Source organism: Paenarthrobacter sp. 10L412, assembly GCF_056395565.1.
The window spans coordinates 1-15,510 of record NZ_JBFTJT010000002.1; the positions used below are offsets into that span (position 1 = coordinate 1).

Below are 15,510 nucleotides of genomic sequence, written 5' to 3' on the forward strand. Positions count from 1 at the left end.
TAATGTGTGTCCGGCGGTGTCCTACTCTCCCACACCCTCCCGGGTGCAGTACCATCGGCGCTGTGGGTCTTAGCTTCCGGGTTCGGAATGGGACCGGGCGTTTCCCCCACGCTATGACCGCCGTAACCTTGTTACCCGTTCCCCGCACCGGTTTGGGTGGTGGGGTGGGAAGACTGTGTGGTTACAACATGTGTGTTCCCTCGGTGTTGAGGGTCCTGTGGTGTTGTGTATTTAGTTGTGGTTTTTGTTCCTGTGAGCAACGGGTTGTTGTTCGGGAACCACATAGTGGACGCGTGCAGTGTTTGTGTGTGGTGTAAGTTGTTGGCCTATTAGTACCGGTCAGCTTCACGAGTCTTTGGTCCTCGCTTCCACATCCGGCCTATCAACCCAGTGGTCTGGCTGGGGGCCTCTCACACAAATTGTGTATGGAAATCTCATCTTGAAGCGAGCTTCCCGCTTAGATGCTTTCAGCGGTTATCCCATCCGAACGTAGCTAATCAGCGGTGCACTTGGCAGTACAACTGACACACCAGAGGTTCGTCCGTCCCGGTCCTCTCGTACTAAGGACAGCCCTTCTCAAATTTCCTGCGCGCGCAGCGGATAGGGACCGAACTGTCTCACGACGTTCTAAACCCAGCTCGCGTACCGCTTTAATGGGCGAACAGCCCAACCCTTGGGACCTACTCCAGCCCCAGGATGCGACGAGCCGACATCGAGGTGCCAAACCATGCCGTCGATATGGACTCTTGGGCAAGATCAGCCTGTTATCCCCGAGGTACCTTTTATCCGTTGAGCGACGGCCATTCCACAATGTACCGCCGGATCACTAGTCCCGACTTTCGTCCCTGCTTGAGATGTCTCTCTCACAGTCAAGCTCCCTTGTGCACTTACACTCGACACCTGATTGCCAACCAGGCTGAGGGAACCTTTGGGCGCCTCCGTTACTTTTTAGGAGGCAACCGCCCCAGTTAAACTACCCATCAGGCACTGTCCCTGACCCGGATCACGGGCCGAAGTTAGATGTCCAAAGTGACCAGAGTGGTATTTCAACGATGACTCCACCCGAACTGGCGTCCGGGTTTCAACGTCTCCCACCTATCCTACACAAGCCACTCCGAACACCAATACCAAACTATAGTAAAGGTCTCGGGGTCTTTCCGTCCTGCTGCGCGTAACGAGCATCTTTACTCGTACTGCAATTTCGCCGAGTTTATGGTTGAGACAGCGGGGAAGTCGTTACTCCATTCGTGCAGGTCGGAACTTACCCGACAAGGAATTTCGCTACCTTAGGATGGTTATAGTTACCACCGCCGTTTACTGGGGCTTAAATTCTCAGCTTCGCCCGCAAGGGGCTAACCGGTCCTCTTAACCTTCCAGCACCGGGCAGGAGTCAGTCCGTATACATCGTCTTGCGACTTCGCACGGACCTGTGTTTTTAGTAAACAGTCGCTTCCCCCTGGTCTCTGCGGCCCACACCCGCTCCACAGAGCAAGTCTGTATCACGGGGCAGGCCCCCCTTCTCCCGAAGTTACGGGGGCATTTTGCCGAGTTCCTTAACCATAATTCTCTCGATCGCCTTGGTATTCTCTACCTGATCACCTGTGTCGGTTTGGGGTACGGGCGGCTAAAACCTCGCGTCGATGCTTTTCTAGGCAGCATAGGATCACCGGATCCCCCCGWACGGGGGTCCCATCAGATCTCAGGATCGTGCTCGAAACACACAGGAACGGATTTGCCTATCCCTGACCCTACATCCTTGGACCGGGGCAACCATCGCCCGGCCCGGCTACCTTCCTGCGTCACACCTGTTAATACGCTTACCTCCCGGGATCAGGTCCCGCGCTCGGCCAAAACCCACACACCACAAGGGTGATAGGGCAGGCTCCGGGCGGTTAGTATCCCCCGCTTGGCATGGGCGGTTTTTCGCCGGTACGGGAATATCAACCCGTTGTCCATCGACTACGCCTGTCGGCCTCGCCTTAGGTCCCGACTTACCCAGGGCAGATTAGCTTGACCCTGGAACCCTTGATCATTCGGCGGACGGGTTTCTCACCCGTCTTTCGCTACTCATGCCTGCATTCTCACTCGTGTAGGCTCCACCGCTGGTTTCCACCGCGACTTCACTGCCCACACGACGCTCCCCTACCACTCCACACCCCTGAACCACGAAGGCTAGGGTACTGTGTGAAATCCACAACTTCGGCGGTGTACTTGAGCCCCGCTACATTGTCGGCGCGGAATCACTTGACCAGTGAGCTATTACGCACTCTTTCAAGGATGGCTGCTTCTAAGCCAACCTCCTGGTTGTCTTCGCAACTCCACATCCTTTCCCACTTAGCACACGCTTAGGGGCCTTAGTTGGTGGTCTGGGCTGTTTCCCTCTCGACTATGAAGCTTATCCCCCACAGTCTCACTGCTGCGCTCTCACTTACCGGCATTCGGAGTTTGGCTGACGTCAGTAACCTTGTAGGGCCCATCGGCCATCCAGTAGCTCTACCTCCGGCAAGAAACACGCAACGCTGCACCTAAATGCATTTCGGGGAGAACCAGCTATCACGGAGTTTGATTGGCCTTTCACCCCTACCCACAGCTCATCCCCTCCATTTTCAACTGAAGTGGGTTCGGTCCTCCACGACGTCTTACCGTCGCTTCAACCTGGCCATGGGTAGATCACTCCGCTTCGGGTCTAGATCACGCCACTACACTCGCCCTGTTCAGACTCGCTTTCGCTACGGCTACCCCACACGGGTTAACCTCGCGACGTAACACTAACTCGCAGGCTCATTCTTCAAAAGGCACGCCGTCACCAGAATCAGACTGGCTCCGACGGATTGTAAGCACACGGTTTCAGGTACTGTTTCACTCCCCTCCCGGGGTACTTTTCACCTTTCCCTCACGGTACTGGTCCGCTATCGGTCATTAGGAAGTATTTAGGCTTATCAGGTGGTCCTGACAGATTCGCACGGGATTTCTCGGGCCCCGTGCTACTTGGGATCCTCTCCAGGCGGTACACAACATTACGGTTACGGGGCTCACACCCTCTCTGGCCGGCCTTTCAAGACCGTTCACCTATGCCTGCACTACACACCCCACCAGTCCGGCAGAACCAGTACGGAAAGTCCCACAACCCCGCCCATGCAACGCCCGCCGGCTATCACACATGGAAACGGTTTAGCCTGATCCGCGTTCGCTCGCCACTACTAACGGAATCACTATTGTTTTCTCTTCCTGCGGGTACTGAGATGTTTCACTTCCCCGCGTTCCCCCCACGCACCCTATGTGTTCAGATGCGGGTCACACAATCACCWTGCAGCGTTGTGCGGGGTTTCCCCATTCGGACATCCTGGGATCAACGCTCGGTTATCAACTCCCCCAGGCTTATCGCAGATTCCTACGTCCTTCTTCGGCTCCTAATGCCAAGGCATCCACCGTGTGCCCTTAAAAACTTGACCACACAAAGATCAAAAACTTACTCGAGAGAACCATGACCRCTAAGGGCCAGGTTCATTCATAAGAAATTGCTGTAGGAACACACACACGTGTGTGTTCCAGATGCTCGCGTCCACTATGTAGTTCTCAAACAACAACCCCATCAACCAGACCCCCGGACACCACAACCCACACACCCACAAAAGGAGCGGAGCCGCTAAACAGTGACCGGCAATACCGGAAGCAGGAACAAAAGAAACACCAGAAGATGCCCCCATGCATTGCTGCAAAAAGGTCCTGTTGCCTCAGGACCCAACAGTGCGCCAAACACAACCCACACAAACCACGCCCCGGCGCGTTCCAGGCAACCACCACACCCCMCAAGGAGACGCGGCACCGCCGTACTAACACCAGGACACAACCGGWAAGGCCATGCCAAAAAATTGATTCGTTGATGTTTCCACCCATGAGCACCCACCGCAGAACATRCGCCTGCGCAATGGGCAACACTGACAACCCGTCATCCACCCATGCAGGCRAACAACACAGCTGTTAGCAGCTCCTTAGAAAGGAGGTGATCCAGCCGCACCTTCCGGTACGGCTACCTTGTTACGACTTAGTCCCAATCGCCGGTCCCACCTTCGACGGCTCCCCCCACAAGGGTTAGGCCACCGGCTTCGGGTGTTACCAACTTTCGTGACTTGACGGGCGGTGTGTACAAGGCCCGGGAACGTATTCACCGCAGCGTTGCTGATCTGCGATTACTAGCGACTCCGACTTCATGGGGTCGAGTTGCAGACCCCAATCCGAACTGAGACCGGCTTTTTGGGATTAGCTCCACCTCACAGTATCGCAACCCTTTGTACCGGCCATTGTAGCATGCGTGAAGCCCAAGACATAAGGGGCATGATGATTTGACGTCGTCCCCACCTTCCTCCGAGTTGACCCCGGCAGTCTCCTATGAGTCCCCGCCATAACGCGCTGGCAACATAGAACGAGGGTTGCGCTCGTTGCGGGACTTAACCCAACATCTCACGACACGAGCTGACGACAACCATGCACCACCTGTAAACCGACCGCAAGCGGGGCACCTGTTTCCAGGTCTTTCCGGTTCATGTCAAGCCTTGGTAAGGTTCTTCGCGTTGCATCGAATTAATCCGCATGCTCCGCCGCTTGTGCGGGCCCCCGTCAATTCCTTTGAGTTTTAGCCTTGCGGCCGTACTCCCCAGGCGGGGCACTTAATGCGTTAGCTACGGCGCGGAAAACGTGGAATGTCCCCCACACCTAGTGCCCAACGTTTACGGCATGGACTACCAGGGTATCTAATCCTGTTCGCTCCCCATGCTTTCGCTCCTCAGCGTCAGTTACAGCCCAGAGACCTGCCTTCGCCATCGGTGTTCCTCCTGATATCTGCGCATTTCACCGCTACACCAGGAATTCCAGTCTCCCCTACTGCACTCTAGTCTGCCCGTACCCACTGCAGAACCGGAGTTGAGCCCCGGTCTTTCACAGCAGACGCGACAAACCGCCTACGAGCTCTTTACGCCCAATAATTCCGGATAACGCTTGCGCCCTACGTATTACCGCGGCTGCTGGCACGTAGTTAGCCGGCGCTTCTTCTGCAGGTACCGTCACTTTCGCTTCTTCCCTACTGAAAGAGGTTTACAACCCGAAGGCCGTCATCCCTCACGCGGCGTCGCTGCATCAGGCTTTCGCCCATTGTGCAATATTCCCCACTGCTGCCTCCCGTAGGAGTCTGGGCCGTGTCTCAGTCCCAGTGTGGCCGGTCACCCTCTCAGGCCGGCTACCCGTCGTCGCCTTGGTAGGCCATTACCCCACCAACAAGCTGATAGGCCGCGAGTCCATCCAAAACCACAAAAGCTTTCCACCACCATGACATGCGCCAGATGGTCGTATCCGGTATTAGACCCAGTTTCCCAGGCTTATCCCAGAGTCAAGGGCAGGTTACTCACGTGTTACTCACCCGTTCGCCACTAATCCCCCAGCAAGCTGGGATCATCGTTCGACTTGCATGTGTTAAGCACGCCGCCAGCGTTCATCCTGAGCCAGGATCAAACTCTCCGTTGAAAAATAACAGACACAACCACACCCACCGGAAATAACGGCAAGACGCGGCTGCACAAAATTCGAAACCAGCTGAAAACCAGACCACCACACACGGGGGTGCGCAGCGGCGACTCAGAAGACATTACACGCCCACCAGCCCCGACACAAATCCACCCCCCACACCAACCAAAAACCCCGCAAAACACAAGCCAAACAGGGCCACCCAAACCCAAAACCACCCCAAAACCACCAAAACAACCACCCGTGAAGCCCGTCACACCAGCCAACACCCCACCACCCGGCCGCCCAACACCAAAACCAGCCACCGCCGTCGAACGTTCCCAACCCCACACCAAGAACCGACAGGACAGGACATGAGAGAACGACCCCCAAACATGCCCCGATGTGAGAGAAGAACGGTCCAAACACATCCGGATGTGAGAGAAGGATGCTCGAAAACACCGACGATGTGAGAGAACAACCGGGGGCGGGGTCATCCGGCAGCGCGCGTCCAAGCGAGGCACGAGCGAGCGCGCAGAGGATGACCCCCGCTCAATGGTCGCCAGGTTCTTCTTGCCCCGGCGAAGAAGCAGGTACCGGCCATGCAGGAGCTCGTCCTGGGCGATGACGGCGTCGGGATCGGACACCTTCGTATTGTTCACGTAGGCGCCGCCCTCCCCCACGGTCCGACGGGCGGCCGACTTGCTGTCGGACAAACCGGAGGCCACGAGCAAGTCAATGATGCCCAGACCGTCGGCACTGATCTTCGCGGACGGAAGTTCCGCCGTCGCTGATTCCAGCGTGTGCTCGTCCAGGACGGTGAGGTCGCCGTTGCCAAATAGGGCTGCGGAAGCCGCGATGACCTTTTCGGTCGCATCGATCCCGTGCACCAACGAGGTGACTTCGAACGCAAGCTTCTTCTGGCCTTCGCGGGCAAAGGGGCGCTCAGCAACAGACTGGCCAAGCTCATCAATTTCCGCACGTGAAAGGAAAGTGAAGACCTTCAGCCGATCGACAACATCGGCATCGGCCGTGTTCAGCCAGAACTGGTAGAACGCGTACGGGCTGCACATTTCGGGGTCCAGCCAAATGGCGTTGCCCTCGCTCTTGCCGAACTTGGTGCCGTCCGAGTTGGTGATGAGCGGCGTACCCAGGGCGTGGACGCTCTTGCCCTCCACCTTGCGGATGAGTTCGGTGCCGCTGGTGAGGTTGCCCCATTGGTCCGAGCCACCCGTCTGCAGTGTACAGCCGTAGTCGCGGAACAGTTGGAGGTAATCCATGCCCTGCAGGATCTGGTAGCTGAACTCGGTGTAGCTGATGCCCTCGTCGGAGCTCAACCGCGAGGCGACAGCATCCTTGCGCAGCATGGTGCCCACGCGGAAGTGCTTGCCGATTTCACGCAGGAAGTCGATGGCGCTCAACGGCGCCGTCCAGTCCAGGTTGTTGACCATGCGCGCGGCGTTGTCGCCCTCAAAACTGAGGAAACGGCGCACCTGGCCCTGGAGGTAGCCGACCCACTCCGCAACCGTGTCCTTGGTGTTCAAGGTGCGTTCCGCCGTCGGACGTGGATCGCCGATCAGGCCCGTGGACCCGCCAACCAGGCCGAGCGGCTTGTGGCCGGCCAGCTGCAATCGACGCATCAGGAGGAGCTGCACCAGGTTACCCAGGTGAAGGGACGGGGCGGTGGGGTCGAAGCCACAGTAATACGTGATCGGGTCCCCGGCGAGCAGCTTTTCCAGTTCCGTTTCATCGGTGGAAACGTGGACAAGGCCGCGCCATTTGAGCTCCTGCCAGATGTTGGCAAAGGCGGGATCGTTGTGCTGGGACTCGATGTTGTTTACGTGTGACACGAGTTCTAAGTTAGCAGGATTGTTGAGCCTGCTTTTCCTAGCGTTCAATGCCGGCAGGCAGCGGTGCCGCAGCGATGAGCCTGAGCCGTTGCGTGGGTCGGGTCATGGCGACGTAGAGGTCGCCCACCTTGCCGTGCTCGTGATTGAGCATGGCGGCTGGTTCCAGGACGATGACGCCATCAAATTCCAGGCCCTTCGCTTCCTTGGGGCTGATGACCACGATGTCCTGCTCGTAGCTTCCGGCTCCTGAGCCGATGCGCCGGCCGTAGATCTCACGCAGCGCCGCAGCCGCCTGCGGCAGCAGTGGGCCATCGGCGATCACAGCCAGCAGGCCGCCGTCGATTGCTTCCACTTCCTCGGGCAGGACCTCGATCAGGCGGGAGACAATTCCGTCCGCTTCGACGCGGTCCACAATGGGCGACCATTTGCCTTCGCGCACGGCCTTCGGAGCTGAGACCACAAGGCCTGCGCGGTTGGCCATCCGGACAGCGGCTTCCGCGATCTGGGACGGCGTGCGGTAGTTGACGGTGAGCTCTTCGAGCTGCCAGCGGTCACCGAACGACGGCGCCAGCGCGCTTTGCCACGAATTGGCGCCGGCCGCGGCACTCGTTTGGGCGATATCCCCCACGATCGTGAAGGACTTCAACGGGCAGCGACGCACGAGGAGCCGCCACTGCATGGCCGAAAGCTCCTGTGCCTCATCAACCACGATGTGGCCGAAAGCCCAGGAACGGTCACTCGTGGCGCGCTCGGCTGCGGTGAGCCGGTTCTCGCGTTCCTGGTTCTGGTCTGCCAGTTCTTCGGCGCTCACCAGGACATCCACGCCCATGGCTTCCATGTTGGCCAGGGTCTGCTTGGCATTGGCGAGATCACGGGCGCGGTCGGCTTCCTGCTGGGCCAGTCCCCTGCCCGCGGCAGGGTCCAGCTCACCGAGCAGCTCGGCAGCTTCGTCCAGGAGCGGCACGTCCGCCTCGGTCCAGGGAGCATCGACGGGCCTCTGCAGGAGGGATCGCTGTTCCGGTGTGAGGTGCGGCGTGCAGGCTTCCAGGATGGCAGGCTTGCTGAAGAGCTCGGAGATCAGCTTCTCCGGTGTCATCGGCATCCAGCACAGGTTCAATGCGATACGGACGTCCCGGGCAGACCGGACGTCTTCGGCGAGGTAGGCGCGATCGGCGTTATTGCCGATGTTCGATTCCTCGACGAGGTCCGTCAGTTGCTCCGTGAGCTCACGGAGCAGGATCTTGACGAACGTCAGCCGGGCTTCGTTGTGGGGTTTGCCGGTGGCCCGGGCCTTTTCCCGTGCCCGGCGGACCTGACGGACGGTCAGCGTCAGCTTGCGGGAATCCACTTCGAGAATGCGGTCTTCTGCAGGCGTGCGCTGCCGGTTCGCTACAGCGTTGGCCACCACCGTGGCCATGTCGAGCTTGCCTTTGAGGGCCGCGACGTCGGGATCTTCCTCGGGAACAGCGTGGATTCCGGGCATGAGCCGGCCAAGACTGGCCATGACGACGCCGGTCTCGCCCAGCGACGGCAGCACACGCTCGATGTAGTGCATAAAGGACGACGACGGTCCCACCAGCAGCACGCCGGCACTCTTAAGGCGATCACGGTGCGTGTACAGGAGGTAGGCGGCGCGGTGCAGTGCCACTGCGGTCTTACCCGTTCCCGGACCACCTTGTACGACGAGCGCCCCCGAGATCGAGGAACGGATGATCCTGTCTTGCTCCGACTGGATGGTTCCCACGATGTCGGACATACGGCCCGTGCGCTTGGAATTCAGTGCCGCAAGGAGCGCGCCCTCGCCCTGCAGGGAATCGTTGTCCGCGAGCATCCCGGCATCCAGGACATCGTCCTCGATCGCCTTCACGTCGCGGCCTTGCAGTATCAGGTGTCGACGGCGGCGCACACCTTGGCGGTCGAATGCGGTGGCCTGGTAGAAGTGGCCGGCTTCGGGCGCGCGCCAGTCAACCATGAGCCGCTGCAGATCGGCCGTAGACAACCCGATGCGGCCAATGTACTGAGCCTCACCCGAGTCCAGATCCAGGCGGCCGAAAACCAGACGGTCATCGACGGCGTCGAGCTGGGCAAGGCGGTCCTCATACAGCGCGGCGAACGCGTCACGTTCGGAGACGTTTTGCATGGTTCCCACTGCACCAGCCTTGCGCACCTGGGCCAGCTGGGCGCGCTTTTCTTCGCGCAGCTCATCGAGCCGGGCATATAGCCCAGCAACGTATTCCTGCTCGTGGACCAAATCAGCGTCGTGCATCGAACCGTAACCCCTATCGCAAAAGACAGACCGTCCATTCTACAGCGATTTTGGTAAACGCGTGGGGTCCAGGTCATATGGCGGACCAGCGGCCAAAGTTCACGCCCTGTTGCGTGGCCGCGCCGCTTTGTACCGTGACACCGTTGGATCATCTTCGATCCAGAAACGCCAGGGATAGTCCGTACTTCCACCGGGGCCAGCCACCCCAACCCGCGGTCCGCTGGCCACCGCCGCTGCCGGCGTCTTAGGCAACCAAAAGCTGAACGGTGACGCAAGCGCGTCACGGCCCGTGTCCGCCGTCGTAAGTCCTAAAGCGGAGGCTAGGCGCGCCGGTCCACTGGCCAAGTCCTTGTGCGTTTTGGAGGCAGGCCTTCGGACAGTGGCAAGCCCCTCCCCTTCAACAATCTCGCCGGCCCGCAAGAGCAGCGCAGACGGTGAACCCTTGGGACCGCAGACGATGTTGGCGCAGTAGTGCATGCCATAGGTGAAGTAGACGTACAGGAATCCTGGCGGTCCGAACATGGGCGCGTTACGGGCCGTGGGACCGCCGAAAGTGTGCGATCCGGGATCGGGGTGTTCGGAATCGCGTGGGCCCATATACGCCTCCACTTCAGTAAGCCTCACCGCGACCGGACCGGCTTCGGAGTAGTGGGTGAGCACTGCGCCGAGGATCAGTGGAGCGATGGCACGGGGGTCGCCCTCAAGGAACTTACGCACTTTTTCGGGATCGCTGACTCCCTTCTCCATGGACGAGCTCATGCCCAGACCCTAGCAAAAATCGTGCAACGGCCATGTCCGATTTCCGCTAGCAGCGGACGTGGACTCCTGACAGGATGAGGGAATGGACTTCTGGCAGCGCTACAGGGCAATTGACGCCCGCGACACCCGCTTCGACGGGCAATTCTTCACAGCCGTCAGCTCGACTGGTATCTACTGCCGGCCGTCCTGCCCCGCCCGGACGCCGAAGGCCGAGAACGTCACGTTCTACGAAACCTCGGCCGCTGCCCACGAAGCCGGGTATCGCGCTTGCAAGCGATGCCTCCCTGAAGCTGTCCCCGGAACACCGGCCTGGAACATCCGATCTGACGTTGCCGGCCGTGCAATGCGTTTGATCAACGACGGCGTGATCACCCGCGAGGGCGTCGACGGTCTGGCCCACCGTCTGGGTTATTCAGCGCGCCAGCTCAACCGGATCCTTAGCCATGAGCTGGGCGCCGGCCCGCTCTCACTGGCACGGGCCAGCAGGGCGCAGACGGCCAGGACGCTGTTGGTCTCAACGAACATGCTCCTCGCCGATGTCGCCTTCGCCTCGGGGTTCAATAGCGTGCGGCAATTCAACGACACCATCGGCGAGGTTTTTGCGATGACCCCGACGGCGTTGCGTGCCACAGGCGCAAAGTCCGGCGCTCGCCGGGGTGCTGCCGCGCCGACTGCCCTGACGCTTAACCTGCCTTACCGGGAACCATTTGATCCAGGCATCTTCGACTTCCTGGCCGTCCGTGCGGTGCCCGGAATTGAAGTGGCACGTACCGAAGCCGACGGAACCAGGAGCTATGGCCGCACGCTCCGCCTCCCCCGAAGCACGGCCTCTTTCTCCGTGGTTTACAGCCCCTCGACGTCGGGCAAATCGTTGCAGTTGACGGCCACGGCTGTGGACCTGCACGATCTTCCTGCGTTGTTGAGCCGCGTCCGGAGGTTGTTCGACCTGGACGCGGACCCACAGGCAATCGACGAAGCACTGGGAACAGACCCGCGGCTCACGGGGAGCATCACGGCGATTCCCGGAATTCGCGTGCCGGGAGCAGTGGACCCCCAGGAATTGCTTGTCAGGGCAATGATTGGTCAGCAGGTCACAGTTGCTGCTGCTCGAACAGCACTGACACAGTTGTCCGCTGTTGGCTCCCTCGCCGAGACCCCCACCCCCGGGCTGGAGCGGCTGTTTCCGACGCCGACTGAAATCGCCGGACACGGACGCGAACTGCTGCGGGGACCCCGGCGTCGCATCGAGTCCGTCATTGCTGCGGCCGAAGCTATGGCCACAGGGGCCCTTGAGTTTGGCTACGGCGACGACGTTGCAGCGCTGGAGCGCAAGCTGCTGCCGTTGCCAGGAGTTGGGCCGTGGACTGTAGGGTACGTCGCCATGCGGGTGCTCGGAGCGCCGGACATTTTCCTGGGCAATGACGCGGCAGTTCGAAACGGGTTGAAAGTCCTCCCGCCTGGCCCGGGCCTCAGCTCTGACTTCCGGGAAGTGAGCCCCTGGCGGTCCTACGCAACCATGCACTTGTGGCGGGCGGCAGCAAAGCCCAACGACGCATCGCCTGAAACCCGTCAGGATGTGAGAGAAGATCGGCCCAAAAGCGTCAGGACGTGAGAGAAGATCGGCCTAGCGGGCTGCGGGAAGTGCAGTGGGCCATGGGAGCAGGTCCGGCAAGTCGACGCCGTCGGCAGCCGCGGTAGCTCGCAGGCTTCCCAGGCTCGGTTCGCGGCCGGCGAGCCATGCAGCAATGTCCGTGAGCATGCCCGTAATGGCAATCGATGTGCCCCCGTGGCCGATGACCCGCTGCGGCAGTCCTGTGGGCTGCAAGACAAATTTGTACGTCTCCGGAACGCGTGCTTCGAGGAACGTGAACAGGTGCTCGCAGAAGGGGCGGCTCCAGGTTTCCGGGCCGTAGCCCAAACCCACGTCCGAAGCGTGGATGACGAGTTCGCGCCACAGCGCCAGACCGCCGTCGAGGACTGTTCCGTTCCGGTAACTGATGCGTGCAGCCCAGTCGTCGGGTCCCAAGGCGTCGAACGCTGAGAGCGCCCGCGCCAAGGCGGTTTCCACGGACTGCTTGTGTTCCTGAAGGCTGTGCCCGGCGGCAAGTTCGATCGCTTTCGTGCGGCCTTGAACTCCACCGTCATACAGTTCGATGGTTTCGCCACGCCGGGCGAACTCCAGTTGCCTGGCCATGGCGTTCGCAATTCCGGCGAGGTGGGCCAGAACATGGCCGCGGGTCCAGTCCGGGAGCTCGGACGGTTCCGGGATCGAAGCGTCATCGAGTTTGGCAAGGATGCGGGTGACGACGTCAGCGGCTTTGTGAAGCTCTGCGGGCAGCGTCTCAGCTGTGATTGCGGTCATAGCGCCATGTTAACGCACAGCGGGACGGCACCCCGTGGCAGATAGGCCTGGAAGCCTGCCTGCGGGGTGTCGTCCCGTCCTGGTTCATTGGCGAAACGGTTCAGCTGGCGTAACTGCGCGCTGCGTCCAGTTCTGCCTTGAGCGCCACCAATTGGCGTTCGACGGCGGCCGGTGCAGTTCCGCCCTGCGAGTTGCGGCTGTTGAGCGAACCTTCAGTGCTGAGCACGCTGCGGACCTCTGGAGTGAGGTGCTCCGAGATTGCTGCGTATTCCTCATCCGTCAGGTCCCACAGCTCCACGCCACGGCCTTCGGCCTGCTTGACCGCAGCACCGGAAAGCTCGTGTGCTTCACGGAAGGGAACGCCCTGGCGGACGAGCCATTCTGCAATGTCCGTGGCCAGCGCAAAGCCCTGGGGAGCCAGGGACTCCATGCGCTCGGTGTTGAACTTGAGGGTCGCGATCATGCCAGACACGGCCGGAAGCAACAGCTCCAGGGTGTCGGCGGCGTCGAAGACCGGTTCCTTGTCCTCCTGCAGATCGCGGTTGTATGCGAGCGGCAGGCCCTTGAGCGTTGCCAGCAGCCCGGTCAGGTTGCCAATGAGGCGTCCTGCCTTGCCGCGCGCGAGCTCGGCAACGTCCGGGTTCTTCTTCTGCGGCATGATCGAGGACCCCGTGGAGTACGAGTCATGCAGGGTCACGAAGGAGAATTCCTTGGTTGCCCAGAAGATGACTTCCTCGGAGATCCGGGACAGATCAACGCCAATCATGGAGCAGACCCAGGCGAACTCGGCGAAGACATCGCGGGAGGCGGTGCCATCGATCGAGTTATGGACAGCCGAGAAGAAGCCAAGATCAGCTGCAACGGCCTCTGGGTCCAGTCCCAACGACGAACCTGCCAGGGCACCCGAACCGTATGGCGAAACGCCAGCACGCTTGTCCCAGTCCTGGAGGCGCTGCACATCGCGCAGCAATGCCCACGCGTGGGCAAGGAGGTGATGGCTCAGCAATACCGGCTGGGCGTGCTGCAGGTGCGTCCGGCCAGGCATGGCCACACCTTGGTGGGCCTGGGCCTGGTCAATCAGGGCATCAATCGTGGCAAGGACCCCACTGGCAATGATCCTTGCGTGATCGCGCAGGAACATGCGGCCGAGCGTGGCCACTTGATCGTTGCGGGAACGGCCGGCACGGAGCTTGCCGCCCAACTGTGTTCCGGCACGCTCGATCAGGCCACGTTCCAGCGAACCGTGAACGTCCTCATCACTCTCGGCCGGCAGGTAGGCGCCGCTTGCGACGTCCTCGTCCAGCTGGGTGAGGGCTGCGAGCATGCCTTCAAGTTCGGCGTCGTCCAGCAGACCGGCCTTGGCCAGCACGCGGGCGTGCGCCTTGGAGCCGGCGATGTCATAGCGGGCCAGCCGCCAGTCAAAGTGCGTGGACTTGCTCAATGCTGCCAGCGCATCCGCGGGGCCGCCGGCGAACCGGCCGCCCCACAGTGCACCTTCGTTTGTTGCCGACGTCATTACTCGCCTGCGACGCGCAGGTCGCGGCCCGAGGCAACCTTGGAGGACATGCCCCACAGCTCGATGAAGCCGCGTGCCATGGACTGGTCGAAGGTGTCTCCGGTGTCGTAGGTGGCGAGGTCGAAGTCGTACAGCGAGGTCTCGGAGCGACGACCGTTGACGATTGCCTGGCCACCGTGGAGGACCATGCGGATGTCACCGGAAACGTACTGCTGGGTGTCCTCGATGAAGGCGTCCAGGGAGCGCTTCAGCGGGGAGAACCACTGTCCGTCGTAAACCAGCTCTGCCCAGCGCTGGCCGACCGTGGCCTTGAAGCGGGCCTGCTCGCGCTCAATGGTGATGTCCTCGAGGTGCTTGTGCGCGGTGATCAGCGCCATGGCACCCGGTGCTTCATAGATTTCGCGGGACTTGATGCCCACCAGACGGTCCTCGACGACGTCGATGCGGCCAACGCCCTGCGCGCCTGCACGACGGTTCAGTTCCTGGATGGCCTGCAGCGGGGTGACCTTGACTCCGTCGATGGCTACCGGCACGCCGGCCTGGAAGGAGATGGTGACCTCATCCGGTGCCGGCGGGAACTCCGGGGTGGCGGTGTAGTCGTAGATGTCCTTGGTAGGTGCGTTCCAGATGTCCTCGAGGTAGCCGGTCTCGACGGCGCGTCCCCAGACGTTCTGGTCGATCGAGTACGGATTCTTCTTGGTGGTCTCGATCGGCAGACCCTTTTCCTCGGCGAAGGCGATGGCCTTGTCGCGGGTCAGGGCGAGGTCGCGGACCGGTGCAATGCATTTCAGGTCCGGGCCGAGGGTCTGGATGCCAACTTCGAAGCGAACCTGGTCATTGCCCTTGCCCGTGCAGCCGTGAGCGACGGTGGTGGCACCAAATTCGCGGGCAGCCTTCACGAGGTGCTTCACGATAACCGGACGCGAGATAGCCGAGACCAGCGGGTAGTGGCCCTGGTAGAGGGCGTTGGCCTTCAGCGTGGGCATGGCGTACTCGTTGGCGAACTCGTCGCGGGCGTCGGCCACGTAAGCCTCGACGGCGCCGCAACCGAGGGCGCGCTGGCGGATGGTCTCCAGGGACTCGCCGCCCTGTCCGACGTCGACGGCCACAGCGATGACCTCGGCGCCGGTGGCTTCACCGATCCAGCCAATGGCTACGGACGTATCAAGGCCACCGGAGTAGGCCAGAACAATGCGCTCAGTCACGAGAGTGCTCCTTTGTTGTTGCTTGGTTCATTTGAAATCAATGCTGTGTGAATCAA

General features: G+C 60.9%; 6 protein-coding genes, 3 rRNA genes and 1 pseudogene. 1 reads left to right on the plus strand and 9 read right to left on the minus strand.

The window, feature by feature from the left end; translation table 11 throughout:
* Nucleotides 1-8 precede the first annotated feature (8 nt).
* The 6 genes and pseudogenes from rrf to AC1DD7_RS01800 form a co-directional block, all read right to left on the minus strand.
* Nucleotides 9-125 (minus strand): 5S ribosomal RNA (rrf, locus tag AC1DD7_RS01775).
* Nucleotides 126-308: 183 nt separating this feature from the next.
* Nucleotides 309-3,452 (minus strand): 23S ribosomal RNA (locus AC1DD7_RS01780).
* Nucleotides 3,453-3,996: 544 nt separating this feature from the next.
* Nucleotides 3,997-5,517, minus strand: a 16S ribosomal RNA gene (locus AC1DD7_RS01785).
* Together the 16S, 23S and 5S rRNA genes form the textbook arrangement of a ribosomal RNA operon.
* 530 nt (nucleotides 5,518-6,047) lie before the next feature.
* Nucleotides 6,048-7,346, minus strand: a pseudogene (tyrS, locus tag AC1DD7_RS01790) (tyrosine--tRNA ligase); the annotation flags it as partial.
* Nucleotides 7,347-7,383: 37 nt separating this feature from the next.
* Complete coding sequence (locus tag AC1DD7_RS01795) at nucleotides 7,384-9,612, minus strand: HelD family protein (RefSeq protein ID WP_477513553.1); 2,229 nt, start codon at nucleotides 9,610-9,612, stop codon at nucleotides 7,384-7,386.
* Nucleotides 9,613-9,711: 99 nt separating this feature from the next.
* Nucleotides 9,712-10,359, minus strand: coding sequence for a DNA-3-methyladenine glycosylase (locus AC1DD7_RS01800; protein WP_477513778.1), 648 nt, complete (start codon nucleotides 10,357-10,359; stop codon nucleotides 9,712-9,714).
* 94 nt (nucleotides 10,360-10,453) lie between these two features.
* On the opposite strand from AC1DD7_RS01800, the gene AC1DD7_RS01805 reads away from it, so the two are divergent.
* Nucleotides 10,454-11,983: a DNA-3-methyladenine glycosylase 2 family protein gene (locus tag AC1DD7_RS01805; RefSeq protein WP_477513554.1), complete on the plus strand. Its 1,530-nt coding sequence runs from the start codon at nucleotides 10,454-10,456 to the stop codon at nucleotides 11,981-11,983.
* A 12-nt stretch (nucleotides 11,984-11,995) separates the two neighbouring features.
* Here AC1DD7_RS01805 and AC1DD7_RS01810 read toward each other — a convergent pair whose 3' ends face one another.
* The 3 genes from AC1DD7_RS01810 to AC1DD7_RS01820 all read right to left on the minus strand — a co-directional run bounded on the left by AC1DD7_RS01810 (nucleotide 11,996) and on the right by AC1DD7_RS01820 (nucleotide 15,454).
* Nucleotides 11,996-12,733: a maleylpyruvate isomerase family mycothiol-dependent enzyme gene (locus tag AC1DD7_RS01810; protein WP_477513555.1), complete on the minus strand. Its 738-nt coding sequence runs from the start codon at nucleotides 12,731-12,733 to the stop codon at nucleotides 11,996-11,998.
* A 100-nt stretch (nucleotides 12,734-12,833) separates the two neighbouring features.
* Nucleotides 12,834-14,249 carry an argininosuccinate lyase gene (gene argH / locus AC1DD7_RS01815; protein ID WP_477513556.1) on the minus strand — a complete coding sequence of 472 codons (1,416 nt, stop codon included), beginning with the start codon at nucleotides 14,247-14,249 and terminating at the stop codon, nucleotides 12,834-12,836.
* Nucleotides 14,249-15,454 carry an argininosuccinate synthase gene (locus AC1DD7_RS01820; RefSeq protein WP_091466547.1) on the minus strand — a complete coding sequence of 402 codons (1,206 nt, stop codon included), beginning with the start codon at nucleotides 15,452-15,454 and terminating at the stop codon, nucleotides 14,249-14,251. The genes argH and AC1DD7_RS01820 overlap by 1 nt, the downstream gene beginning before the upstream one ends.
* Nucleotides 15,455-15,510 lie beyond the last annotated feature (56 nt).